Source organism: Paraburkholderia diazotrophica (genome assembly GCF_038900755.1).
Lineage (GTDB): Bacteria > Pseudomonadota > Gammaproteobacteria > Burkholderiales > Burkholderiaceae > Paraburkholderia > Paraburkholderia diazotrophica_A.
In genome coordinates this window covers 804146-829736 of sequence record NZ_JBBPEN010000003.1, presented here as the reverse complement: position 1 = coordinate 829736, position 25591 = coordinate 804146, and the positions used below count along the sequence as shown (strand labels likewise).

Below are 25591 nucleotides of genomic sequence, written 5' to 3'. Positions count from 1 at the left end.
TGGCAGGCATCGCAATCCTTATGACGAACTGCTCACTTTTGTTCGTTAGGCCTCCCCCAACGTATTCCGGTCTGTTTTAGGCTCGCATTGCTTCACCCAGTGTTTAACCTTAAAGGACCGTTCAAAATGAATCTGCAAAACCATCACGCCTGCCGTCCATTCGTCGAAGCGGGCAATCTGTCGCAAATCGCCGCTTATTACGAAGAAGAGCGCAATGTCATGTGGATGATATTGCGTGCGCAGCCGCGTCCCTGCTTCAATCTCGAACTCGTCCACGATATTCTCGAACTGGCGCAGGCCGCGCGCGATTCGCGCCTGCCGATCGATTTCTGGGTCACGGGCTCGGCCATTCCGTCGATGTTCAACGTCGGCGGCGACCTCAATTTCTTCGCCGATGCGATCCGCTCGGGCCGCCGCCAGGAACTGATGGCGTACGCGCGCGCGTGCGTCGATTGCGTGCATGCGGCGGCGCGCGGCTTCGACACGGGAGCGATTTCGATCGCGATGATCGAGGGCTCGGCGCTGGGCGGCGGCTTCGAAGCCGCGCTCGCGCATCACTTCGTGCTCGCGCAGAACGACGCGCGCATGGGCTTTCCCGAGATCGCATTCAATCTGTTCCCCGGCATGGGCGGCTATTCGCTCGTCGCGCGCAAGGCGGGCATGCGCCTCGCGGAAGAACTGATCGGCGGCGGCGAATCGCATACGGCCGAATGGCACGCGAGCCGCGGTCTCGTCGATCAGCTCTTCGAGCCGGGCGAGGCATACGTGGCGACGCGGACCTTCATCGATACACTGCGCCCCAAGCTCAACGGCATCCGCGCGATGGTGAGGGCGCGTCAGCGCGTATTGCAGCTTTCGCGCGCCGAGCTGATGGAAATCACGGAGGATTGGGTGCAGGCCGCGTTCACGATCGAGGAGAAAGACCTCGCGTTCATGGAGCGGCTCGTGATGCTGCAAAACCGCCGCACGGGGAATCTGCGCCAGGCGGCCATGAACGCCGCATAAACGCAATGAGTCGCGCGATCGGCCCAGACCGCATTCGGTGCTGACGCAATCGACATAAACGCATTCAGCACAGCAGCCATCAACGCAGCAACCATCAGCACAGCAATCATCAGCGCAGCAAACAGGCAACACACAGCATGCATTCAGCGGTAGCCAGCCGCGCGAGCGGCCGACAGGCAGGTGATCCGTCGGGTCGAGCAGACTTTTCGGGGGTTCAGGCGATCAACCGGATCTTCTGCCTGTCATTCAGCCAGCGCTCGAAATCGGCGGCGGGCATCGGCTTGCCGTACAGATAGCCCTGCACGTATTCGACGCCCAGTCCCTTCATGAACAGTTCTTCCGACTCCGTCTCGATTCCTTCGGCGACCACTTTCAGTTGCAACGCCTGCGCGACGGCCACCATCGAGCGCACGAGCGCCTGAGACTTCTTGTCCGCGTTGATCGAGCTCACGAAACTGCGATCGAGCTTGATCACATCGAGCGGAATACGCCCCAGTTGCGACAGCGACGAATAGCCGGTGCCGAAATCGTCCAGATGGACCTGCGCGCCGAGATCGCGGAATTGCGTGATCAGGCCGATCGCGGCCGCTTCGTCTTCGATCAGGCAGCTTTCCGTCAACTCGATATCGAGCAGGCACGGATCGAGTTTCGCGTTTTGCAAGGCCTCGCTGAAATGCGACACGATGGCTGTATCCACCAGTTGCCGCGCCGACACGTTGATCGCCACGCGCAGCGACAGCCCGCGCGCCTTCCATTGCGCGGCCTGTTCGGCGGCCGTCTGCATGACCCAGCGGCCGAGCGGCCCGATGAGCCCCGACTCCTCTGCATAACGGATGAACGCGGCGGGCATGATCTGCCCGCGCTCCGGCGAATTCCAGCGCACCAGCGCCTCGACGCCGTACACCTTGCCCGTCGCGAGCGAGAGCTTCGGCTGATAGTGCAGCGTCAGCTGGCCTTCTTCGAGCCCGCGCCGCAGGTTCGTGTCGAGCCACATGTATTCGGCGACCTTGCGGTTCATCTCCGGCGAGAACACGCGATAGGTGCGCTTGCCGTCGTCCTTCGCGACGTACATCGCGGTATCGGCGGCGCGGATCAGCGCTTCGAGGCTGTCGCCGTGCTCGGGGAACATCGCGATGCCGATCGAGCAGCCCGTGTAGACCTCGACGAGCCCGAGGCTGAACGGCGTGCGAAGCCGTTCGAGGATGCGTTGCGCGATCGCTTCCATCGACTCGACTGTCGCGACAGGCGACAGCACGATGAACTCGTCGCCGCCCAGGCGCGCGAGCATGTCGTCGGCGCCGAGGCATTCGCGCACGGCCGACGACACGTCCTGGATCAGCCGGTCGCCGAACACGTGGCCGTAGTGATCGTTGACCTTCTTGAAGTTGTCGAGATCGAGAAACAGAATGCCGACGGAAACGCCGGCCGCCGCGCTCGCGATGGCCGTGCGGGTCTTGTCGTGGATCGCGTTGCGGTTGGGCAGGCCCGTCAGCGAGTCGGTGTTCGCGAGCTCCGTGAGGCGGTCCTGCGCGCGGCGCTCCTCGGTGATGTCGGTGCCGGAGCAGATCAGGAACTGCTCGTCGACGCCGCTGCCGCTCATCACAAACTTGTTGCGAAAGAGAAAGAGCCGTTCGCCGTGCACGGTGCGCACGCGGCGCTCGACTTCATACGCGACGCCGCGATTGAAGAAGCCCGAAATGTTCTGGCTCGACGCCGCGCCCGCTTCCGACGACATGAAAAGCGCCCACACGCTGCGCCCGATCACGTCTTCTTCCTTCATGCCCGTGAGTTCTTCGGCGAGACGGTTGAAGCGCTGGATGCGGCCATTCCGGTCGACGATCACGACGACGGAATTGACTTCCGACACGACCTGTTCGGCGAACGACAGGCCGTGCACCAGATCGCGCGCGACCGACTCCGTGTCTTCGAACGCCGACGCGGTGCCCGCCCACGTGCTGCCGTTGAGCTTCTTGCCGACGAGATGCAGCCGCAGCGACTCGCCGTGCAGGCGCACGTCCATCATCAGGTGCGACGTGACGCCCGTCAGCTGGCGAATCTGCGCGGCCTGCGCGCCGGACAGCGCGATCGCGACAGTGGCCGCACGGTCGTCCGTTTCCGGCGAGAGCTCGAGCGCGTTGCTGTCGCTGGACAAGCGCCAGCATGGACTGCTCGTTCCGAAGCGGGCGAATAGCACCTGATCGTGTTGGCCGTCGTTCATGAGGGATCCCCGGGCAAACCGTTGCTTTCAGTCGAACTCCGAATACGGGTACAGCAAAGCGTCGTATGGGCTGCGCTTCATTGTATCGAAGCGGCCAGGCCTGTGGCTCCGAATCTATTAACGACCTTTCACAAGCCATTCTTTAATCAGAATGCATGGAAATTATGCGCTTCTAACGAACCGGTTCCGCAAACGTTGGCGCTCGATTGCGCGCGCATGCGATCGTGTGCGATGCTCGCAAAGCGATAAGAAAGCGCGACGGCAGACCAGACCGGTTGTCCACCTTTCCAAGGAGGGAGACATGAGTATGCTGTCGTGTGTGCCATGCAGGTCTGTTCCGAACGACCATTCAACCGCCATTCCATCGACGACGATGCGTCGCGCGATCGCGTTGTCGGGCTTCATGCTGTTCGCCGGTTTCGCGCAGGTGGCGAGCGCCGATACGCAGATCGGCGGGCCGCTTCCGCCGCCGCCCGACCAGTTGTATGGCGACCTGTTCGTCGCCGTGCAAACCGCGCAGATCTATCCCGACCAGAAGACCTTCGTCGACGCGACCCCGAACGCCGATCCCGCAACGATCGTGCAGTTGTATGACGCGCATAAGAACGATGCCGGCTTTTCGCTGGCGGACTTCGTCAACAAGTACTTCACGCCGCCTTCCGAGCCCGTCATCACGCCGCCCGCGAACCAGTCGCTGCGCGATCACATCAACTGGCTGTGGCCCGAGCTGACGCGCACGACGACGAGCGCGCCGCCGAACAGCTCGCTGATTCCGATGCCTAAGCCCTATGTCGTGCCGGGCGGCCGTTTTCGCGAGGGTTACTACTGGGACACGTATTTCACGATGCTCGGCCTGCAGGAGTCGGGGCATGAAGATCTCGTCGACAACATGCTCGATAACTTCGCGTACATGATCGACACGTATGGCCACATTCCGAACGGCAACCGCACGTACTATCTGAGCCGCTCGCAGCCGCCGTTCTTCTCGTACATGGTCGAGCTCGCGGCGAAGGTCGAAGGCGGGCGCGTCTATCAGAAGTATCTGCCGCAGATGCGAAAAGAGTACGCGTACTGGATGCAGGGCGCGTCGACGACGAAGCCCGGCGACGCGACGCGCAACGTCGTCGTGCTGCCCGACCATACGGTGCTGAACCGCTATTGGGACGAACTCGACACGCCGCGCGACGAGTCGTATCTCGAAGACGTGCAGACGGCGCAGCAGGCGGCGGGCCGCGCGCCAGCGGATGTGTATCGCGATCTGCGCGCGACGGCCGAAAGCGGCTGGGACTTCAGCTCGCGCTGGTTCGGCGACAACATGAACCTGACGACGGTGCGCACGACGGCCATCATCCCCGTCGACCTCAACAGCCTGATGTTCCATCTCGAGACGACCATCGCCCGCGGCTGCTCCGAGGCGCGCGACTTCGGCTGCGTCGCGCAGTTCATCGGCAAGGCGGCGAAGCGCGCGGAGGGCATCAACCGGTATTTGTGGAACAGCAAGGGGTACTACGGCGATTACGACTGGAAGCTCGCGAAGCCGCGCGACAACCAGACGCCGGCGATGCTGTATCCGCTCTTCGCGGGCGCGGCGTGGCCGGATCGCGCGCAGAAGACTGCGAATGTCGTGTCGGCGATTCTGCTCAAGCCCGGCGGCCTGACTACGTCCACGTACAACACGACCCAGCAATGGGACGCGCCGAACGGCTGGGCGCCGCTGCACTGGATCGCGATCGAAGGCCTGACGCGCTATGGGCGCCGCGATCTCGCCACGCAGATCGGCACGCGCTTTCTCGCTGACGTGAAGAACGTGTATGCGAAAGAGCAGAAGCTGGTCGAGAAGTATGTCGTCGAAGGATCGGGGACGGGCGGCGGCGGAGGTGGCGAGTATCCGTTGCAGGACGGCTTCGGCTGGACCAATGGCGTGACGCTCAAGCTGCTCGACATGTACAGTCCGGGCGAATAAGCGGCAAACGAAAGCGCCGACGGGCGCGGCGAGCCGGTGACGTCGCCGCGCCCCTATTTCCACAAATTTTAACGCTTAGAAATCCTCTGCAAATTTGCCTTCAGTGGTAGCATTTTTGTTCACGCAAAAATGCGTGGCAACGAGACTCAGGAGGCGTATGGCAAGTGGAGCAACGATCGGTGATGCGCGGATCGAACTGATCGATTTCGCCCGCTCGGAGCCGCATGTTTTTCTCGAAGTGATGCTGCCGTTGCTGATAGCGGGCCTGTTCGTTTCATTCTTTATTTTCCGGATCATCATCGACCCTGTCGGGCTGCAGAAGTCGGAATACGACGGAGTGCGCAAGGTCATGAGCCGACATTTCCGAAGGAGTGCGTCGAAATAATGGACTACTTCTATTTGCTGCGCTTTTGCGCCACAGTGGCCGTCTGTGCCGCCGTCTACCTGTTGCTGGCGAGGCGCCTTGCCGATGCCGTGCATCCCATGCGACTCGAACTCGCGCGCAAGGGCGAAGCGCTGCTCGCGTCGGGCGGGCTGCGTGACGCCGATGCCGATTACGTCCGCTTCTGCCTCGACAACGCGTTCAACGGCATGGTCGCGTTCCTGGGCGTGTTGCTGATGCCGTTTCTGAGCGCGTGGATACTCGCCGGTCTGTGCTTGCCGCGCATGGTCTTCACAACTTTTCCCGATCCACGCGTCGAGCGGCGCGCGCGTGGCGCAAGCGCGGTCGATCCCATCACCGACCTGTTCTGCCGTTCCGCGTTTGCGGCCAATCCGATGTGCGGCGTCATCGTCGTCGCGCAGATGGGAATCGTCGTGGCGATCGGCGTGCTCATCACAGGTCGGTTGAGATCCGCGAAGTCGTTGTCGCGCGCTGTCGTCGACGCCGAAAGCGCGCTGCACGCACGGCTGCGTTTCGGCGAGCGGACCGCTTGAGGTGCGAGCTCGCGGCCATCGTCGTTTGAGTGCAGCGTGCGACGCCGCCGCGCTCAATATCGCCGCGCAAGCCGCATGCGCATTAGCTGCTTCGTCTCGCCGTCGGCGTCAGGCGGCAGATTGAACTCGCCGGAAACGAGTGACGCGACGGGCACGCCGTCGCGATACAACACGCGGTTGCCCGCCACAGCCGGCACCTTGCTGCCCGGCAACAGCGTGCCCACGAGGTTCAGCGGATCGGTGCCCGCCACGCATACGTAGGCGCCGTCGTTTGCATGCCGCCGCACTTCGCGCAGCAGTGGAATCGCTTCCGGCAGTGCGAACTGCTCGCCGGCGAGTCCGTTCACGAAACGCCCGCCACGCACCTGGCCGCGCGCTTCGAGCCGCTGATACACGCGCAGCAGGTCGCGCCACGGCGGCAGCCATTCGGCCTCGCGTTCGAGCAGTCGCCAGAAGACGACGCCATACCGCCGCAACAGCGCCATTGCGATGTGTTCGAGCACGTCGGGCGCGAGCGGCGGCGGTCGGCGTGCCGGCGACGCGGCGGGCGCATCGTCTGCCGCGTCTTTGGCCAGTGCGGCGGGCCGCCGCAACAGCGCCCATCGTCCCGCGTCGTCCATGCCGCCGATCAGCGCACCGGCGCCGCGCGGACGGCGGCTCGGATAATGCGACGCGTTGCGCTTCGCGACCGGCTTGAGCAGCGCGCGCAGACCCGCAAAGCTGTCCGAGTTGACGAGGCCCGCCGCGACCAGTTCGCCGAGCGCATTCTCCAGTTCGACACGCAGCAGATGCACATCCGACAGCAGTTCGTCGAAGAACATCGCGCCGTGCTGCGTTAGCGCATCGAATACGAGCTGTGCTTTCGACGACAGTTCCGGTTGCTTCGCCGGATCGATCAGCGCGCTCCACAGGGGCAGCGCGCGGCGCGGCAACAACACGATGGGCGTGCTGCGCACGGGCGCGCTCGCGCCGCGCGCGCGTTCCGTGAGCCGTGTCCAGACGATCTTGCCCGAGCGGCAGAAGTCGTCGAGCGATGTGATCGAATAGTCCTTGAGCCGTGCGGGCAGGATGTCTTCTTCCCACGCGCCCGCCGCCGCCTGGAATCCCTCCAGCTGATCGAGCAGGGCTGCGAGCGCATCGCGCCCTTCGCCGCGCGTATCGGGCGTGACGCGCTGCCATTCGAACAGAAAGCGCATGAAATCATGCCGCTCGACAGGCTCGATTTCCCGTCGCAAGCGACGAACCGTATAGCGATGAATGCGCGCGAGCAGATGCCGTTCGCACCATTCCTCATCGGCCGCGCGCGGCGTGAAACGGCCGCGCATCACGTAGCCTTCCGCTTCGAGCCGAGTCAGCGCCTGTGCGACTGCCGATGCGGGCAACGCCAAGGCGCGCGCAATCGCCGACAACGGCAGCGGCCCGAAGCCCGTCAGCCGCGCGCGGATCACGTCGACCAGCGCGTCATCTTCCGTCCAGGCGTCGTCGAAACCTTTGGGCGCTTTGATCTCGGGTTCGATCTCGGCGTGAGGATAGATCGCGCGCAGGCACGTCAGGCGTTCGGCGGGCAGCCAGAGCGCATCGTGCTGCGCGATCTGCATGCGCGTCGCGTGGCCCGTCTTTACGAGCTCGGAGAGCCACGCGCTCCAGCCTTCGTTGCGCAGCGCCTCGGCTTGCGTGATGCACGCGAGACCCGTCAACGCTTCGTGCATTTCGTCGGTGTCACGCACTTGCGGCCACGCTTCTTCGCCGACGCTCGCAATCGCGTCGGCGTCGAGCGCACCCAGATCGTCGGCGGACTCGGGGCCGCTCGTGTAGCGGCGATTCAGCACGGCCTGGGTGCGGCGCTCTTCGATCGGCGCATCGTCGAGAAACGCATACGGCTTGGCCGTCAGTATCTCGGCTGCAAGCGGCGACGGCGCCGGGAGATCGCGGCTCACGAGCGCGATCTCGCCTTGTTCGATCCGCCTCAGCAGCGCGAGCCACGCTTGCGTATCCATCGCTTCGTGCAGACAGTCGTCGACGGTCTGATCGACGAGCGGGTGACTCGGCAGTTCGCGCTCGCCGGCGACGTTTTCGAGGCACGCAGCCTGATCCGGAAACACGGTCGCGAGCAGATCGTCGCTGCGCATGCGCTGCAATTGCGGCGACGTCTTGCGGCCGCCGGTGTAGCGCGGCAGCGCGAGCGCCGTGGTCGCGTTCCAGCGCCAGCGCACGCCGAAAAGCGGCGCGTCGAGCAGCGCCTGGATCAGCACGTGCTCGGCCGTCGCCGAGCGCAGATAACGCCACACTTCGTCGAGCGCGAAGCTGTGCGCGCCCGTCAGCGACAGCACGATCGCATCCTCGGTCGCGGCCGCCTGCAATTCGAAGTTGAACGTGCGGCAAAAGCGCTTGCGCAGCGCGAGTCCCCACGCGCGATTCACGCGGCTGCCGAACGCCGTATGGATCACGACCTGAGTGCCGCCCGATTCGTCGAAGAAGCGCTCCATCACGAGCGTGTCCTGCGTCGGCAGTACGCCGAGCGCCTGACGTGCGCGCGCCAGATATTCGACGATCTGCCGCGCGGCCGGCTCGATCAGCCCGGTTCGCTCGACGAGCCACGCGATGGCCGGTTCGAGATCGAGCGCGGCCGTAGGGCGCTCTGCGACGGCTGCGGGTTCCCCGCGCGCATCGGCGTACGCGTCGGCTTGCACGGCTTCGGGCGCGCGTAGCGTGGTCTTCGCATCGGCCACGACCGCCGCATCCGCCGCTATCGCCAATAGCCGCTCGATCTCCGAACGCAAACGCGCGACGCCCGCCGACAGTTCGTCGCTGCGTCCGGGCGCTTCGCCGAGCCAGAACGGAATATTCGGCGGCTGGCCCTGCGCATCCTCGACGCGCACGCGGCCGCTTTCGACGCGCATGATCCGGTACGACGCATTGCCGAGCTGAAACACGTCGCCCGCGAGACTCTCGACGGCGAAGTCCTCGTTGACCGTGCCGATATTGAGCCCCTGCGGTTCGAGGATCACCGCGTAATCGGCGTTCTCCGGAATCGTGCCGCCCGACGTGACGGCATACAGCTTCGCGCCGCGCCGCCCGCGCAGCGTGCCGTTCACGGCGTCGCGATGCAGGTATGCCGCGCGCGGGCCGTGGCGGCTCGTGTAGCCCTCGGCGAGCATCCGCAGCACGGCGTCGTATTGCTCGCGCTTCAAATTGGCATACGGCGCGGCGTGCCGGAACAGATCGAAGAGACCGTCCTCGCTCCATTCGGCATTGGACACTTCCGCGACGATCTGCTGCGCGAGCACGTCGAGCGGCGCGCGCGGGATATGCAGCAGGTCGAGTTCGCCGCGCCGCACGCAATCGAGCAGCGCCGCGCATTCGATCAGATCGTCGCGCGAAGCCGGGAAGAGCCGCCCCTTCGGCATGCCGCCGACGTGGTGCCCCGAGCGTCCGACACGCTGCAAAAACGGCGCGATCGCGCGCGGCGAGCCCATCTGGCACACGAGATCGACATCGCCGATATCGATGCCGAGTTCCAGCGACGCCGTCGCGATCAGCACGCGCAGTTCGCCGCGCTTCAGGCGTTGCTCGGCGTCGAAGCGGTGCTCTTTCGCGAGCGAGCCGTGGTGCGCGGCGACGGCCTCCTTGCCGAGCCGCTCGGTCAGATGCCGCGCGACGCGCTCGGCCATCCGACGCGTGTTGACGAACACGAGCGTCGTCCGGTGTTGCGCGACGAGTTCCGCGAGCCGGTTGTAGACGAGTTCCCACGCTTCGTTCGACATCACCGCATCGAACGGCACGGGCGGAATTTCGAGCGCGAGATCGCGCTCGCGCACGTGGCCGACATCGACGATCGCGCAGTCGGCGGGCGCGCTGTCGTGGGCGGCGCTATCAGTCAGGCTATCGGTCACGCGGTCGAGGCTCGCGCCGCCGACGAGAAAGCGCGCGACGGCTTCGATCGGCTTTTGCGTCGCCGACAGCCCGATGCGCGGCAAGCGCCGGCCGCACAACGCGTCGAGCCGTTCGAGCGTCAGCGCGAGATGACTGCCGCGCTTGCCGCCCGCCATCGCGTGAATTTCATCGACGATCACCGTGCGCACCGTCGACAGCATCTTGCGGCCCGACTCCGATCCGAGCAGCACGTACAGCGATTCGGGCGTCGTGACGAGAATATGCGGCGGGCGCTTTTTCAGCGCCGCGCGCTCCTGCTGCGTCGTGTCGCCCGTGCGCACGGCCGTGCGGATGTCGAGCGCGGGCAACCCGCGCTGCGCGAGTTCGCGCGCGATGCCTTCGAGCGGCGTCTGCAGGTTGATGCGGATGTCGTTCGACAGCGCCTTCAGCGGCGATACGTAGACCACCAGCGTTTCGTCGGGCAGCGCGCCGTCGCGAGCGAGCCCGTCGCGCACGAGCTCGTCGAGCGCGGCGAGAAAGGCGGTCAGCGTCTTGCCGGAGCCCGTCGGCGCGGCCACGAGCGTATGCCGGCCGCTGCGGATCAACGGCCACGCGGCGGCTTGCGCGTCCGTGGGCGCGGCAAAGGTTTTCTCGAACCAGCCCGCGACGGCGGGATGGAAGTCGGCCAGTACGTGGGCGGCAGGGAAGGCGGAAGTCATGAGATCGAAGATGGGGGCGGCGCGGCGTATATCCAGAGATCCAGTGGGGGCCGCGCCCCCGCAACCGTTAGACCGCTTCAGTCTCGCAGGTTTCGCGGCTTCGTGCTGACCGCGCAATCGCAGAAGCGGCGCGGGCGCTGCACTGCGAGCCGACGTGTTCGTGGGGCGGCGCCAGACGCAACTACCGGTCAATCGCCCGCGTGTCCGCGCGCGGCCGCCCGAGCGCGACATCGACAAGCGCCCGATCGATGCAAATGCAAGCAGAGGAGAGGGGCAGTCTGTATCCAGTGTGCAGTGAAAAACGGCGCCATGGTGTGCCGAATGAAAGCGATGCCCCATCGCCCGAACAGGACGTCAGCGCCCCCGACCCAATGGCAACCCGCCAGCAGCATCGGGAGTCAACGAGTATTCTGATCCATTGAGCCCCGATTCATCACCCACGATGGAGTCTCGAACCATGCGATACAACCAGCTTGGCCGCACAGGCGTTTTCGTGTCGGAACTATGTCTCGGCACGATGACGTTCGGCGGCACCGGCGGCATCTGGCAGCACATCGGCGACTTGCAGCAGAACGACGCCGAACGGCTGATCGGCCGCGCGATCGACGCCGGCATCAATTTCATCGACACGGCCGACGTGTATTCGTCCGGCCTCTCCGAGCAGATCACCGGGCAGGCGCTCAAGAACCTGAAGGTGCCGCGCGACAGCGTCGTCGTCGCGACGAAGGTCTTCGGCCAGACGGGCGACTTTGCGAATGCGCGCGGCGCGTCGCGCTATCACATCATGGATGGCATCAAGGCGAGCCTGCAGCGGCTGCAACTCGATCACGTCGACCTGTATCAGATCCACGGCTTCGATCCCGCGACGCCGATCGAAGAAACGCTGCGCGCGCTCGATACGCTCGTGCAGCAAGGCCATGTGCGCTATATCGGCGTATCGAACTGGGCTGCGTGGCAGATCGTGAAGGCGCTCGGCATTTCGGAGCGGCTCGGGCTCGCGCGCTTCGACACGTTGCAAGCCTATTACACGATTGCGGGCCGCGATCTCGAACGCGAGCTAGTGCCGATGCTTCGCAGCGAGGGCCTCGGCCTGATGGTCTGGAGCCCGCTCGCGGGCGGGTTGCTGAGCGGCAAGTATGGCCGCGAGCAGAAGGGCGAAGCGGGTAGCCGCCGCACGACGTTCGACTTTCCGCCCGTCGATCGCGAGCGCGCGTTCGATTGCGTCGACGTCATGCGCGCGATTGCCGAAACGAAGGGCGTGTCCGTCGCGCAGATCGCGCTCGCGTGGCTGCTGCATCAGCGCGCGGTGATGAGCGTGATCGTCGGCGCGAAGCGGATCGAACAGCTCGACGACAACATCAAGGCGACCCAGGTCGAACTGGGCGCGGACGATCTCGCGAAGCTCGATGAAGTGAGCCGCCTGCCGTCCGAGTATCCGGGCTGGATGCTGGAGCGCCAGGGCGATCCGCGCCGTCAGCAGATCGCCGAAACGCGCTGGGGCCGTGAAGGCAACGGTTGAGTTCTCCTCGATCAAACGTGCGAGCACATGATGCGGCGTGACGCGGCGTGTAGCGTCACGCCGCGTCATCATCGCAACGCGCTCATTGCAGCATGAACGTCTCGTACTCGAGCGAATCGAGCTTGCGGTCGAGCAGATAAAGACTCGCGAGCACCACGACGAGCAGCGACGTCGCGAAGCCATAGCCGTAGTAAGCGGGATTCAGCGACAGCGTGATCGCCGTGAACAGCACGTTCAACGCGACGAAGCCGCCCACCAGAAGCAACACGATCTTGCGCTTGTCGAGATAGAAGAACACGTTGATCGTGCCCATGAACACGACCTGCATGCTGGCCGCGATCACGTCGATATAGAGCAGCGGCAGATACAGCGTCGAAATGCGCAGCCATTGCAGCAGGATCGCGCCCGCCGCAAAGAGCATCATCGCGGCGATCGCCTGCACTTTCATGATCTCCCAGATGCCGTTGCGCAATGCCTCGACCATCGCATCGCGCATGCGCTCGATGTGCTGCAACGACGCGCCTTCGCGCACGGCATCGTAGAACGCGTCGTAGTATTCGACGAAATCCGTTTCGATGCGCATCAGGAACACGGCCATGCCCGGGATGATCGCGAGATACGCGAGAAACACCGGGATGTCGTAGATGATCGACGCGTGCAGCGGACCGATCACCGTCTGGCCCGTGCCCGGCGAATACCAGAACATGAACTTGTCGGCCCAGATCGCGAGGTTGTAGAGGAAGCCCGTCAGCATCAGCGACGGATAGCGATACGTCTTGCGGAACATCTCGAACGAGATGAAATGGTCGCTATCGTAGTCGCGGTAGATGAGGGCGAGCAGGCCCGTCAGCAACACCGCTTGCCCGATCACGAAACCCGCCAGCAGACCCGTCAGCCCGAACGTGTTGAGCATGAGCGCCGAGCCCGTCGTCACCGCATAGCCGATGAAGAAAACGACGATGATCGACATGTACTGCTTCATGCCCGACAGAAAGATCGTCGCGATCCAGATGTTGCTCATCACCGCGAAGCCCGCGAGCATCAGCAGCCTGTATGCGGCCGTCTGCTGAGGAAAGAGAAGCACGATCGCGAGACCGCCCAGTATTACGGAAGCCGCCGTCACGATGAACATCACCGCATGAAAATTCGGCAGCACGAGATGGCGCCGCTTTTCGAAGAGCTGGTCCGACGTGAAGCGCGTGAAGGCCAGCTGCAACGGCCCCGTCAAGATCAGCGACAACGCGATCAGATACGTGACCGACACCTGAAACTGCGTGATGAGTCCCGTGGGCACGACGAACGGAATGCTGAGCACGCCGATCAGCAGAATGCCGACGATCGACAGCACCCACGGCCCCGCGCCGATCAGGCCTGCGTACGTGTATGCCTGCATCAGCCCCAGCAGCGTATTGCGCCGGAGCATTTTGCGCAGTTCGAAACCGATGCCTGCCATCGTCGTGGCTCCCGTTCAGTGCGACATGGGCATCGGCGCGGCTTCCGATGCAGGTGGATCGGCGAGATCCGCTTGCGCGGTCAGCCGCGCATAGAGATCGCGATATGCGCCGACCATCTGGTCCTGCGTGTAATAGCGTTCGACGCGCGCGATGCCCGCCTGCTGCGCCGCGTGCCAGTTGCCGTCGTCGAGCAGATCGAGCGCCGCTTCCGCCAGCGCGCGCGGATCGGCGATCTGCACGACGCGTCCGGCCGCGCCGAGTGCCGCATCGTCGCCCTCAAGCCCATAGATCAGCTGACGGCACGAGCCGACATCCGTCGTCACGGACGGCACGCCCGCCGCGAAGCCTTCGAGCACGACGAGCGGCAGCGCCTCCGAAATCGAGCTGAGCACGAGCACGCCGCACTTCGGCAACAGCTCGTCGATTTTCTGGAAGCCGAGAAATTTCACCTTGTCCTGCAAGCCCAGACTTTCGACCAGCGCATGACACTCGGCCGCATACGACGGGTCTTCGTCTTCCGGCCCCGCGATCCATGCTTGCGCTTCGGGCATGCGGCGCACGACGGTGAGCATCGCGCGAATGAAGGTCTTGATGTCCTTGATCGGGACCACGCGCCCGATCAGGCACAGCGTCTTCGGCACGGTGGCGGCGCGCAGCGCGCGCAGCGGCGCGAGCCTCGGCAGATTCACGCCGTTCGGAATGTTGGCCGTTTTCTCGTCGGGCGCGCCGTCGAGCACCTGGCGCCGGCGGTTGCCTTCGTACAGCGCGATGATGTCCGCGGCCGCGTCGTAGCACACGTGTCCGAGCGTTTCGAAGAAGCGCACCCACAGGTCGCGGAAATAGCCGATCTGCGATACGTCGCGTTCGAAGATGCTGCGGTTGTCGCGTATCCATTCGCTCTGGAACAGGTCGATCTTGCGTTCTTTCGTGTAGATGCCGTGCTCGGACACGAGCAGCGGCCGCGCGTACCGATAGCGCGCGAGCGCGCCGAGAAAGCCCGCATAGCCCGTCGATACCGTATGGAACATCTTCGCGCGCGGCAGCCCTTCGGCGATCTTCGCGAGCTGCCACAGCGGCTTGTGCATGATGCGCACGGTCCAGAAGTAATCGACGAACGACGGGTCCGTGCAGAACTGCCGATACTGATCGGTCAGATAGTTCCAGGCCTCACGCGAATAGAGAAACGCGTCTTCACCCAATGCGCCGCCCGGCCGCAGATCGCCCAGCATGTCCTTCAGCATGCGGCCCGCCGCGTGACGCATCGCAGGATTGCGCAGACTGTCGTGCAGTTGCGCGGACCGCATGAACGCGGATGCGTCGCCGCGCTGCTTCTGCACGAGCGGCGGGGGCGCGAAATCGTACAGATAGTGGTTCTCCAGATGCACGACGTTATCGGGCAACGCGTACTGCATCTTTGGATAGTCCTGCGGACGGCTGCCGAGAAAGCACAACGCGAACGAATACTCGGGAAACGCGCGGATGATCTGATTGACCCAGCTCGACACGCCGCCGCTCACATACGGGAACGTGCCTTCGAGCAGCAGGCAGATATCGGCGGAATCGGCGCGCGGCAGCTCGGGCGTTTGCGGCGTTTGCGATGAGAGCATGATGTCGATGTCTCAGGCGGAGTGCGGACGCGCGGCGCCTGGGCCGCGCGGCTTCCAGAAATCGAGGACGGCGGACAGCGTCGGGGTAGTCGCGCGGCTGTCCATTTCACCGAGCAGCGTGCGCACGCGCGCGAAATCGCGGCGCAGCCAGGCCGCTTCCGCGAGCCACGGCAGCATGCGGTCGCGCGGAAAGCCGCAGTCGATTGCACGTTGCAGCATCGTATCCGCGTCGTCGAGATCGAGCCGTGCAATCGCAAGACGGCCGCGCAGACGCCATAGCGCCGCGTCGTTCGGATCGTGCGCGAGCGCCGCGGCTGCGTATGCATCGGCCTGAGCAGCTGCATTGCGATACACGTCGCCCGTGACGAGATTTTCGTATATCAGCTCGCTATACAGTTGCGCGAGCGTCCTGTTCGCTTCAGCGCGCTGGGCATCGTTCAGTTCGGGATGCAGTTTCGGATCGAGCTTCGGGCGCTCGACGAGTATCCGCTGCGTGAGTCCCTTCTCGCGGTTGTCGAGAATGCCGTACGCGAGCAGGCGGATATCGTCGAGCGGATCGGCGAGCATGCCTTGCAGCAGCGGCGAAACGGTGCGCGCGGGCATCGACTGCATCGCGAGCAACGCGGTCATCCGAAACGACGTGCCCGCTTCGGCGTTCTGCAACTCGGCCTTCAGCCGCGCGCCGCGTCCATACGAAACGGTGCCCATCAGATTCGCGGCGAACTCCGGCTCGTCGACGAGCGCGACGGGCAACTCCGCGCGTGGCCTCGGCAACATGCGGGCAATCGCCATCGCGCCGATCGGCCCGAGCAGGCCGCCGACCGGCACCGCGAAATTCAGAACCCACAGCGCAGCCAGCAGGCCCGCGCGCGGCAGACGATAACGCACGGGCAACACCGATGCGAGGCCGTATGCCGCCACCAGCGCAGCGAGCGCCTGCACGAGCAGGCACAGCAGCAACACCTGTGTGTTCAGATGCGCGGTGGAATGCAGCGACGCATTGCCGGTGCTCACGATATCGCCGAGCCATTGCGCGGACGTGTCGGGCGCGCTGCGCGCCGCGATCGCGAACACGGCGATCTGCAACGCGAGCGCGAGCAAGATGAGCAGCACGGCGACGAACGTGATGCGCGCGCCCACTGACCGCGCGCTTACGTCGCGCCGATGAGCACGCGTGTTTTGATCAGTAGCGGACATCGCAACGCTCCAGCAGATGCCGCAACTCGGCGATGGCTTCATCGGCGGGCACGGCCATCGAATGCACGGCCACGCGCGCCGCTTCGAAATCCACACCGTACTGCGCGCGCAGATTCTCTTCGATACGCATCAGATAGCCGTCCACCGCGCTTTCGCCCGATAGCGGCATCAACGTAAGCACCACGCGATGCCCGTCGTCTTGCAACGGCCATTGCACGTCGAGCGCGCGGCGCGTGCGCAGCACGTGCTCATAGAGCGTCGCGCTCTCGTCGTCGTTGTGAAACACGAGCGCGACGATCGACGATTGCACCTGCGTATCGCGCTTCAGATGAACGAGCCGCGCGTAGTCGAGCGCGAACGTGTGAGGGCATGACGGAAAAGCCGCGAGCGTCTCGCGCGTGACGACGGCATGCTGTACGCCGTCCGCATAGACGTTGCACAGCACCAGCAGGAATTGCAGGTTGTCGCGCGTGAGCGCGAGAAACGGCATGCGTTCGACGGCCAGCACGCCGACGGGATTCTTTTGCGCATCCATGAGCGGCACGACCACGACGTAATTGCTGCGCGCGATGTCCTGATTCGCTTTCGATTCGACATGGACCAGCGTGCGCGTATCGAGCGCTTCGCGCACGAGCGGATCGTCCGGATCGAACGCGGAAGGCGCGCCGATCGACGCGGCCACGTCCGTCGAAAGCGTGGCGTCGCGCCATGGATGCACGCTCGCGGCTTCTATCTGACAGGCCTGCGCGGCGGCGTCGAGGAACGGCTGCGCGCCGCGCAAGTCCGCGGCGCCTTGCTGCGTCGCCGTCGGCTCCTGATCCAGCACGATCCTGCGCAGCCGCGCGAGCGAATCGCGCAGCGTGGCGGGGCGGCCCAGCAGATCCTGTTCGAGCCTTTCATGCGACAGCCGCAACATGAACTGATTGCGCGTGAGGATCGACAGGCGTTCGGCGAGATAGTCGTTGGCGATGCGGCCCTGGCGCAAGCGCGTGATCCAGATGTCCCCGAATTGCCCGCATAGCATCGTGACGACGAATCCGCCGAGGAAAAAGCTCACAGGGAAGAGCTGTGTATGCGGAGCCGTCGTCAGCATGTGCGCGAGCGAAGCGTGCGCCGGCGTGCCGTCGCCATGCGGATAGAGCACATACCACGACGCGAGCAGAATCAGCCCTGAAAGCACGCCTGCAATCGACCCGTAACGCAGCGCGATCACGAGCGGCACGATCCACACCCAGCCGAAGCCGCTGTGCACGAGGAGCGGATCGTCGCGATCGAAGGCCCAGCACACGGCAATCGCGATCAGCGTCGCGACAACCGTTTCGAGCGTCGCGATCAGGTTGTGATGTGTCGAGCCGCGTGGCGGCGCGATCACGCGCGCCCACCACGAGCCCGCGCCGACGCTTTGCTCCTGCCGCCGCTGGTGTCGTCGTCTATGGCGCCCGCGCGGCGCCCGTCGTTCGTTAGCGTGCGTATTCATCGCGTTCGCCCGATTCAGTCTGGATTCGACTCGAACTCAGAGTCGATGATAGTCGCGTCGGACACGCTCAGCGCGCGAGCGGCGACAGCAACTCGCGCTCGAGCTTCTGCGCGACGCCCGACACGGCATCGCGACTCCATCCCGTGCGGCTGCCCGTGCCCGTCCATACGACCTTGCCCGTCTGCACGTCGATCACGTCGAACGCGAGTCCGACGGCCGGCTCGCCGTCGACGCCCACCTTGTAGCGCCATTCGTTGACGGCGCCCGTCAGCGCATAGCGCGCGTTCTGCTGACGCGCCCAGTTCAGCGCGTTCTGCTGCGCATCGGGTTTCGCGGGATCGAACAGCGTTTCGTCGTCCGCGCTCGCGGGATAGCGCGACAGATTCGTGTAGCCATACGAGGCGAGCAGGCTCTGCGCGATCGACGCGGCGCGCTGTCCCGCCTGCGGCGTCTCCGTGTTGTTCACGATGGGCAGGATGGCGACGCTGTCGCTTTTCGAAATCGCGGGCGGCGCGCTGCGATCGACGACCGCGCAGCCGGCGAGCGCGGCCATCAGCGCGACGGACGAAACAAGCGTCACGGTGCGCGCGCGAATGTTGTTGCTGTGGTTCATAACGTTCCCCTCTGGTCCATGCTCTTGAATGCCGTTTCAATACAGATAGCGATACCGCACGCCGACTTCCTTCACCGATGTCGAGTGATTCGACGAGACGCCCTGATACGCGCCATAGAGCATCAGCTGATCGTTGCCGAACACGCTGCCGACCACGCCAAGCTCGGCCTCGCCCGACCAGCCCGCGCGCGAATCGCGCAGCGGCCCGCCGATGAACATCGGCCGCCATCCCTTCGAATACTCGTCCGGCAACCCGTCGCCGAACGAAAACAGCAAGCCGCCTTGCGTGAAGGTCTGCGGCATGAACGACGTCGCCGTGAACGGCGTGCCCTGCGGCAGCAGCACGCGCAGGTCGCTGCCGGGCGTGCCCGTCGCGTTGTACTGGCCATGCGCGAAAACGGCGCGGATCGTGTAGTCGGGATAATCGGTCTTGATCTTGTAGCCGATGTTCGCTTCGACGAGACTGCCGTTGCCGAGATACGAACGGTCCTGTCCGTGAAAGCGTGCATATTCGTAACGCGCGCCGCCGAACCAGTGCGGATCGGGCACATAGCTGAAGCCGAGCGACGCAAGGTCCTTGGTGCCGCCCACCGTCAGCTGCGTGGACTCCGTCGCCGCCTGGTTGTAGCCGAGCGCGTAGGTCAGCGTGAGGCGCCGCGTGACGTTGTACGTGCCCTCGATGCGCGCCGTTGTGAAGTCATCGAGCGCATTGCGGCGGCCGAGCGTTACGTGCTCTTCGTCGTAGAGTCCCTTGTGTCCGTAGATCGCTTCGAAGAGCCGGTCGTGCTTCGGCGCATACGCGAGCTGCGAGCCGTCCACCGTCTGATCGCGCTGCATGTAGCGGAACTGCAGATTCCGCGAAGGCGTGATGCGCACGCTGCCCGCCGCCGATTCCTCTGTGAAGCGCAACGGGCCCTGATCGGCGTAACGGAACGCGCCCGCCAACGCCTGTGCATTCGCGAGCAACTGCTCGCGTGCGACTGCCTGGGTCGTCTCGTCTTCGGGCGCGCGCGTGAGCGAGTCGAACGCGCCCGTTTGCGCCGCGGCCACGCGGCCCGTCAGCGCTTGCGCGTCGATCCGGCTCTGCCGTGGGATCAGATCGGGCAGCGTGTCGAGCAGGCGTGACAGTCCGTCGATGTCGCCATCGCTGATCGCGAGCTGCGCCTGCGCGTAGACGGGGCGCTGGCTGTCGCTGATGTACTGCCTCGTGAGCCATGCGCGCTCCATGTCGGGCGCGTCCTCGCTCTGCGCCCATGACATCGCGGCCTCGCGCGCGATCGACGAATAGAGACGTTGGTCCTTGCGAATTTCAGCCTGCTTCGCGGGCGGCAATTCGCCGATGTCGCCGAGCCCGGATGCGGCCGCGCCGTTTGCATCGGTGCGCTTGCGATCGGCGCGCAGCATCTCGATCAGCACTGCGCGCGAACGGTCGCCGTTCGCATAGAGTTGCGTGAGCGCGACGTAACGGGCGCGCAGATCGTCGACTTCGGCGGCGGGCGGTGGCTGCGCGCGCGACGCATCGCGCCGGCGGCGCGCAAGCTCGATCCACACCTGCTTGCGCAAGCGCCACGCATCGTCGACGCGCCCGTTCAACTCGAGCGCGTCGGCATACGTCAGGCGCCACAGCAGGCTTCGCTCGCCCTTCACGGTCTGCTTGCGCAGATAGTGCAGGGCTTTGCGTCCGTCGCCGAGACGCAGCCATGCCGCGCCATACGCGGCCCATAACTGCGGATCGCCTTCGGCGTCGCCGGCGAAGCGGCGCAGCGCGGCCTGCAATGCGGCATCGGTGCCGCGCTCGTTCAGCATCCAGATATAGGCCGCGCGCGCTTCCGCGCTGTTCGGGTCGAGCGTGGCGGCGCGCTCGATGTCGCGCAATGCGGCGTCGTTCTGGCCCATTTGCCGCTCATAGTCGGCGCGAGCGAGCAGGAACGTCGTGGACTGTTCTGCCTCCTTCAACTGCTCCGGCGTGAGCGATGCGAGCAACGCCTTGATGCGCCCCCATGCATTCGCGTGCTGATAGTCGTACAGCGCTTCCGACAACATGCGCGGCGATCCACCGTGACGGTACGCGTGTTCGGCGAGACGTCCTGCGTCGATCGGAGAGTTGTTGAAGAAGTTCGTCATCAGCTCGAAATCCTGCGCGCTCGCCTTGCCGCCCGCGATCAACCGACGATAGCCGAGGCCCGCATCGCGCGTGTCCTGGTTCGCATCGGCAAGCGTCGCGTAGAAGCGCCAGAATTCGTCGTTCGACGGCGGCGCGGCGCGTTTCGCTTCGTTCATCGCGGCGAGCGCTGCGTCGAAATGCGCGCGCGCGTACAGCATCGTGGCGATCTTCAGCGCGTAGTCCGCGTTCGGCCCGTATTCGCGTTCGAGGCCCTGCCATGTGCGCAACGCAAGATCGTCGTCGCCCTTGCGCTCGGCGACCTGCGCGTAGCGCTCTGATGCCTCGCGGCGAAGCGGGCCCTTGAAGCGCGTTTGCAGAAAGCGCAGCGCGGAGTCGGGATCGCCAAGACGCTCGTATGAAAACACCACGGCGTCCAGGCGCTTGAGATTGGCTGGCTGCTCGTCGGCCTGGTGCAGCGTGACGGTAAGCAGCGCCGCGTCGTCGTTGAGTCCGGGCGCGAGGCGCGCGACGCGATTCCAGTCGTCCTGCGTGCCGCGTAGCTTCGCGAGGGCCATGTAGTTCGACAGCGCGATTTCCGGGTGATGGTTCCATTCGGCGACCTGCGCGAGACGTTCGCGCCATACGATCGATTGCGGGTCCTTGTCGACGGCCATCTGCGCGATGCGCTGCGCGCCGGCGACGTCGCCGTTCGCAAGGAACACGCGATACGCGAGTTCGTAATCGGACGCGGTGACGTCGTTCGGCGCAGCAGGGGCTGCTGGGCTCGAAGCGGGCACGGGCGCGGCGATGCGCACGAGCCGCGCCCGTCGATCGTCTGTTGAAGCCCCGATTGAAGCCCCGATTGAAGCCTCGATTGAAGCCGCATCGAGTGCGCGGCGCAACGTCATCGCGCGCGGCACGGGACGGCGATACCAGCCGGCGCGCAGCCACACGCCGCGTGACGTGAGATGCTCGATGACGCCTGCTTCTGCGTCCGGCTCATGCATCGGGCGCAAAAACGATACGCGCCGCGTGAGCCCATCGCGAGGATCGAGCGCCGACATCTTCATCAGCCGCTTCACGTACTTCGACGCGAGATCGGGACGTCCCGCCGCGAGCGCGAGGTTGGCGAGAAAGCGCAGCGTGTCGGGATCGTCGGCGAGATCGCCGATGTGCTGTTCGGCGGCTTGCATCGCGGCTGCCATGTCGTTGCCCGATTGCAGCGCGCGCAGGCCCGCGATGAACGCCGCGCGCTTTTCGTCGCGCGTCGCGCCCAGTGCCTGCACGGCGAACCACGCATCGGCGGCGGCGCGCGGGTTCCGGTTGCCGAGTTGCGTTTGCGCGAGCGCCGTGAGCCAGTCGCGCGCGTGCTTCGAATCGGACTGCGCGAGCCGCGTGTAATAGCGCGCGGCCAGCTCGTTGTCGTTCAATCCGCGCGCCTGTTGCGCGAGCGTCTGCAACTGCTCGTTGGTCCATGTGTAGCCGAGCGCCTGATGCAGCAGCGCGTCGAGTTCGCGGATGCGCGCGGGCCGCGCGGGATCGCCGGGCTTGAGCGCATAGAGACGCCGCTGCGCGAGCGACACGCGTATCGCGAGCGCGCTTTGCCGCGCGGTGACATCGTCGGAGCGCGAAAGACGATCGAGGATGCGCGTGGCATCCGCGACGCGCTGACCCTTCAGGTATTCGCGTGTCAACTCGGACAGCACTTCCGCGTTGTCGGGATCGACGCGCAGCCACGCTTCGAGATAGGCGATCGTCAGGCTGTCGGCATTCGCGCCTTCGAGCAGCCGCGCCTTGATCGTCTCGCTCGGGAAGGCGAGCACCAGCATCACGGCGACCAGCAGGCCGAGCACGAGAAGGACCGCGGGCGAAAAGAGCCGCTGCCGGTCAGGTGGTACAGGCGACGTCGACATGCAGTTGGCGATAGTCGTTGGCGGGGCTCGCGACGGGGCGCCGCGTCACGCGGCATGCGCCGGCGTTGGCGAGGCGAAACATCGGCGCGACATGCGAGCGCAGATCGAACGAAAAGCCGCTGCGCGTGCGCACGAAATGATCGAGCATGCCGTTGGCTTCGGCGAGATAGGGCACGGCGCGCGCGGCCGACTGATCGATGACCGCGAAGCGCGCGATGCCGTCGCCCGTCAGATGCACATAGGTGCCGCCCGGTCCCGGCAGATAGCCGGCCACGCCCGTTGCGCCCGTCATGTCGGGCACCTTGCCGGCGGGCAGGCGCACGGTGCGAAGATGCGCGCCGTTGCGCACGACCCAGACGTTGCTGCCCGGCTCGCGATACAGGCTGGTGTCGAGCCAGTCGAGCACGTTGCGCGCATACTCGGATGTGAAGACGGGCGTGACGGGCTGCTTGAGGACGATATCGAAGACTTCGCGCAGCGCTTTCATCGACGCGTACTTCGTGCCCGAGAACATGTGGTAGTAAATGTCGATCGGCTTGAAGCGGATCGGCTTGTCGGTCATCGCGAATGTTTCGAGCACGCGCGAGAAGCCATAGAACGGTCCATGCCATAGGCCCGTGTACAGTTCTTCGTTCTGGTTGGGCGCGAAGATCTGGTAGTAGCCGTCCTTCATTACGCCGAGCGGCGCGATTGCCGTCCAGCTCGGATAGCTCTTCGTGATGAGCGTATCGCCGCCGTTCAGATTGAGCATGCCCGCGTCGTAGGCGGCCTTCAGCACGGGCGAAGGCACCTGGCAGTCGCCGCTCCACAGCACCATGCGCACGGGCTTCGAAGCGGGCGCCACGTTGCGGTCGATATAGTCGATCGACCCTTTTATTTCGCGGTCGATGCTGAACGTGTAGCCGGGAATGTCGATAGAGAGGCCGCTGCTGCTCGCCTCGCCGCCGCCTTCCGTCTGCGTGCCCGTGCGGGAAACGCCGAGCCCCGTCACGCGCATCCATTGCAGCGGATGCGTGTACGTGTGCGTCGCCACCTCGACGTTCGGCAACTCGAAGATCTTTTTGCCGATCGAGCGCAAGTGCGGTGCGTAGCTTTTGAACGGACCGTCGTCGGTGACTTCGCCTTCGATCAGCGATACGGTGGTCGGCATGCCCGAATCGCGCAGAAGCCGGTACAGCATGTCGCCCGAATATTGCGGCGTGAGGTCGGTATTGGGCGCGGCGTTCGGCGAGTTCTCGGTGTACTCGGCGCGCGACGCGAAACCGTCGCCGTCGATATGCGACATCAGCAGACGCCGGCCGTTTTCCGTCGTCGTATCGGGTACGGGCATGTCGGCGGGCAGGCGCAGTGCGGCGCGCAGGAACTCGATCGGCTGCGTGACCCAGCGCTCCTGATCGACGGCATCGAGCTCGTAGACACCGAATGGCCGCATCGCATAGCCACCCCACGGCGTGATTGCAGCGCCGTCGATCACGAAGTCACCCGAGCGCAAGCGCAGCAGCGAGCGGCTATGCGGCCCGGCGCGTATCGGCGTGTAATCGCGCGCGAGAGGATGCGGCTTCATTTCGAAGCCCATCAGCTTCGGATCGTACGATTCGACATCGAGCTTGCCGTTCGACGGCGCGCCCGTCACCGTTTCGACATCGAGCTTCTTCGCGAGTTGAGGATCGATCTGCGTGCCGAAGGTCGTGAAGACGGCCATGGGCATCTTCGCGTCGATCTGCGCGACGAGCCAGTCGCGATACGCCTTGCTGTTCGGCACCATGTCGTCGAGCCATAGCACGACGCCCGCATAACGGTCGTGCAGGTCGCCTTGCGGCAGCGGGTCTCGCGCGTCGCGGTAGTCGATGCGGTAGCCGAGATAGTTGAGCGGCATCCCCAGAAAACGCACACCCGGCGACACGTTCAGGTCCGTGCGCGGCGGCGCGTCCTGAATCACGAGAATGCGGCGCTTGACGGGCTCGACCGCGCCGACGCCCATCGTCGCGAGCGCGCCGTCCGTCACATACGGCACGATGCCCTGTGACTTGATCTTTGCGATCGCGTCCTGCTGGCATGCGCGGTCGGAGGGCGGGCAGTAGTCGATCGAAACGACGGGCAGACGATATTGCTCGCGTATCGTCCTTGCCTGTTGTAGCAGCCAGTCGCGGTCCTGCGCGGGTACTTCCGTATAGCGCTGCCGCGACGGGTCCCAGCCGCGATAAAGCGATTCGAACGCGACCGCGAAAGCGAGGTCGTGCACCTGAGGCAGGATTTCGAAGCCGCGATTGAAGATCAGCTTCGCATCGGGATAGCGCGCCTTGATCGCGCGGATAACGTTGGCGAGCCCGGCAATCTGTTGCGCGCGCGCATCGTCCGTTTTGGCGACGAGTTGCCACGAATCCATCGTGTCGAGGAAGAAGCCACGATAGCCTTTGTCCCAAAGCGGCTTGATCACGTGATCGACGAAGAACGCGGGCCATTCGGGCTGGCTCTGGTCGACGACGCGCGAAGCCCATGATTCATTGCGTCCGGCGAGCCAGTTCTTCGGCAAGTCCGCGTAATAGCTGCGCGACGGCAACACTTCGCCGACGCTCGCATATGCAAACCACGTGGTATGCGGCAAGCGGTGCGCGAGCGGATCGAAACCGCTGTCGGGTTCGATCACGGCCGCGTCGAATGCCGAGAGCATATCGACGGGCGGCGATTTGCCGTAATAAAGCGCGAATGAAGGTTGCGTAACCGTTTGCGTGATCGTTTGCGCGACATCGTTCGCATAAGCGGGACGCAGCGGCAGTGCGAGCGCGAGCGCGAGAAGAAACAGCGCGCAGCATGGCCCGTGGATGCGTTGCGAGCGTCCTTTGCGTACCGGCAGGGGAATTGCGTCCTTAAAGGTGCAAAGAAAATCCCTGAAATGATGATGCAAGCCGCTTAATGTCATCCGCAAAGTTGTTCTACTGAATTGAACAGACGGGCATGCGCCGTTGCATCCGGTTTTTTCGATTGCGACGGCG

General features: G+C 64.8%; 14 protein-coding genes. 5 read left to right on the top strand and 9 right to left on the bottom strand.

The features are described 5' to 3' along the window. Positions 1–126 precede the first annotated feature (126 nt). The gene (locus AABE10_RS13725) at positions 127–1005 is read left to right on the top strand and encodes a crotonase/enoyl-CoA hydratase family protein (protein ID WP_342933776.1); all 879 of its coding nucleotides are present in this window, start codon (positions 127–129) and stop codon (positions 1003–1005) included. A gap of 214 nt (positions 1006–1219) precedes the next feature. On the opposite strand, the gene pdeR is transcribed toward AABE10_RS13725, so the two are convergent. Further along, on the bottom strand, positions 1220–3223 hold the full coding sequence (pdeR, locus tag AABE10_RS13720) for a cyclic di-GMP phosphodiesterase (protein WP_342933775.1): 2004 nt from the start codon (positions 3221–3223) through the stop codon (positions 1220–1222). A 373-nt stretch (positions 3224–3596) separates the two neighbouring features. On the opposite strand from pdeR, the gene treA reads away from it, so the two are divergent. The 3 genes from treA to AABE10_RS13705 all read left to right on the top strand — a co-directional run bounded on the left by treA (position 3597) and on the right by AABE10_RS13705 (position 6122). Then, the gene (treA, locus tag AABE10_RS13715) at positions 3597–5186 is read left to right on the top strand and encodes an alpha,alpha-trehalase TreA (protein WP_342933869.1); all 1590 of its coding nucleotides are present in this window, start codon (positions 3597–3599) and stop codon (positions 5184–5186) included. A gap of 133 nt (positions 5187–5319) precedes the next feature. Beyond that, entirely contained in the window at positions 5320–5571 is a 252-nt protein-coding gene (locus tag AABE10_RS13710; RefSeq protein WP_342933774.1) for a hypothetical protein, read from the top strand. Continuing rightward, positions 5571–6122, top strand: coding sequence for a hypothetical protein (locus tag AABE10_RS13705; RefSeq protein ID WP_342933773.1), 552 nt, complete (start codon positions 5571–5573; stop codon positions 6120–6122). The genes AABE10_RS13710 and AABE10_RS13705 overlap by 1 nt, the downstream gene beginning before the upstream one ends. A gap of 53 nt (positions 6123–6175) precedes the next feature. Here the strand turns inward: AABE10_RS13705 and AABE10_RS13700 are convergent, their stop codons facing one another. Next, the gene (locus tag AABE10_RS13700) at positions 6176–10714 is read right to left on the bottom strand and encodes a DEAD/DEAH box helicase (protein ID WP_342933772.1); all 4539 of its coding nucleotides are present in this window, start codon (positions 10712–10714) and stop codon (positions 6176–6178) included. Positions 10715–11171: 457 nt separating this feature from the next. Between AABE10_RS13700 and AABE10_RS13695 the strand changes: the two genes are divergently transcribed. After that, positions 11172–12233 (top strand): aldo/keto reductase, encoded by a 1062-nt coding sequence (locus AABE10_RS13695; protein WP_342933771.1) that lies wholly within the window; start codon positions 11172–11174, stop codon positions 12231–12233. A gap of 82 nt (positions 12234–12315) precedes the next feature. Here the strand turns inward: AABE10_RS13695 and pelG are convergent, their stop codons facing one another. The 7 genes from pelG to AABE10_RS13660 all read right to left on the bottom strand — a co-directional run bounded on the left by pelG (position 12316) and on the right by AABE10_RS13660 (position 25518). Next, positions 12316–13686, bottom strand: a complete 1371-nt coding sequence (gene pelG / locus AABE10_RS13690) for an exopolysaccharide Pel transporter PelG (protein ID WP_342933770.1) — start codon at positions 13684–13686, stop codon at positions 12316–12318. Positions 13687–13701: 15 nt separating this feature from the next. Further along, positions 13702–15294, bottom strand: coding sequence for a GT4 family glycosyltransferase PelF (pelF, locus tag AABE10_RS13685; RefSeq protein WP_342933769.1), 1593 nt, complete (start codon positions 15292–15294; stop codon positions 13702–13704). 12 nt (positions 15295–15306) lie between these two features. Then, positions 15307–16491, bottom strand: coding sequence for a sugar ABC transporter permease (locus AABE10_RS13680; protein WP_342933768.1), 1185 nt, complete (start codon positions 16489–16491; stop codon positions 15307–15309). Further along, the gene (locus AABE10_RS13675; RefSeq protein ID WP_342933767.1) at positions 16478–17968 is read right to left on the bottom strand and encodes a PelD GGDEF domain-containing protein; all 1491 of its coding nucleotides are present in this window, start codon (positions 17966–17968) and stop codon (positions 16478–16480) included. The genes AABE10_RS13680 and AABE10_RS13675 overlap by 14 nt, the downstream gene beginning before the upstream one ends. Before the next feature lie 67 nt (positions 17969–18035). After that, positions 18036–18581, bottom strand: coding sequence for a penicillin-binding protein activator LpoB (locus AABE10_RS13670; protein ID WP_428983311.1), 546 nt, complete (start codon positions 18579–18581; stop codon positions 18036–18038). A gap of 36 nt (positions 18582–18617) precedes the next feature. Then, entirely contained in the window at positions 18618–22598 is a 3981-nt protein-coding gene (locus AABE10_RS13665; protein WP_342933766.1) for a tetratricopeptide repeat protein, read from the bottom strand. Next, positions 22573–25518 (bottom strand): bifunctional glycoside hydrolase 114/ polysaccharide deacetylase family protein, encoded by a 2946-nt coding sequence (locus AABE10_RS13660; RefSeq protein WP_342933765.1) that lies wholly within the window; start codon positions 25516–25518, stop codon positions 22573–22575. Before AABE10_RS13660 ends, AABE10_RS13665 begins: the two co-directional genes overlap by 26 nt. Positions 25519–25591 lie beyond the last annotated feature (73 nt).

Excerpts from the sequence above, each read along its gene's own strand:
- AABE10_RS13670 (WP_428983311.1), bottom strand. The coding sequence starts at position 18,581 with ATGAACCACAGCAACAACATTCGCGCGCGCACCGTGACGCTTGTTTCG.
- treA (WP_342933869.1), top strand. The coding sequence starts at position 3,597 with ATGCGTCGCGCGATCGCGTTGTCGGGCTTCATGCTGTTCGCCGGTTTC.
- pelG (WP_342933770.1), bottom strand. The coding sequence starts at position 13,686 with ATGGCAGGCATCGGTTTCGAACTGCGCAAAATGCTCCGGCGCAATACG.
- AABE10_RS13680 (WP_342933768.1), bottom strand. The coding sequence starts at position 16,491 with ATGTCCGCTACTGATCAAAACACGCGTGCTCATCGGCGCGACGTAAGC.
- AABE10_RS13700 (WP_342933772.1), bottom strand. The coding sequence starts at position 10,714 with ATGACTTCCGCCTTCCCTGCCGCCCACGTACTGGCCGACTTCCATCCC.
- AABE10_RS13665 (WP_342933766.1), bottom strand. The coding sequence starts at position 22,598 with ATGTCGACGTCGCCTGTACCACCTGACCGGCAGCGGCTCTTTTCGCCC.
- AABE10_RS13695 (WP_342933771.1), top strand. The coding sequence starts at position 11,172 with ATGCGATACAACCAGCTTGGCCGCACAGGCGTTTTCGTGTCGGAACTA.
- AABE10_RS13675 (WP_342933767.1), bottom strand. The coding sequence starts at position 17,968 with ATGAATACGCACGCTAACGAACGACGGGCGCCGCGCGGGCGCCATAGA.
- AABE10_RS13725 (WP_342933776.1), top strand. The coding sequence starts at position 127 with ATGAATCTGCAAAACCATCACGCCTGCCGTCCATTCGTCGAAGCGGGC.
- pelF (WP_342933769.1), bottom strand. The coding sequence starts at position 15,294 with ATGCTCTCATCGCAAACGCCGCAAACGCCCGAGCTGCCGCGCGCCGAT.
- AABE10_RS13660 (WP_342933765.1), bottom strand. The coding sequence starts at position 25,518 with ATGACATTAAGCGGCTTGCATCATCATTTCAGGGATTTTCTTTGCACC.
- AABE10_RS13705 (WP_342933773.1), top strand. The coding sequence starts at position 5,571 with ATGGACTACTTCTATTTGCTGCGCTTTTGCGCCACAGTGGCCGTCTGT.
- pdeR (WP_342933775.1), bottom strand. The coding sequence starts at position 3,223 with ATGAACGACGGCCAACACGATCAGGTGCTATTCGCCCGCTTCGGAACG.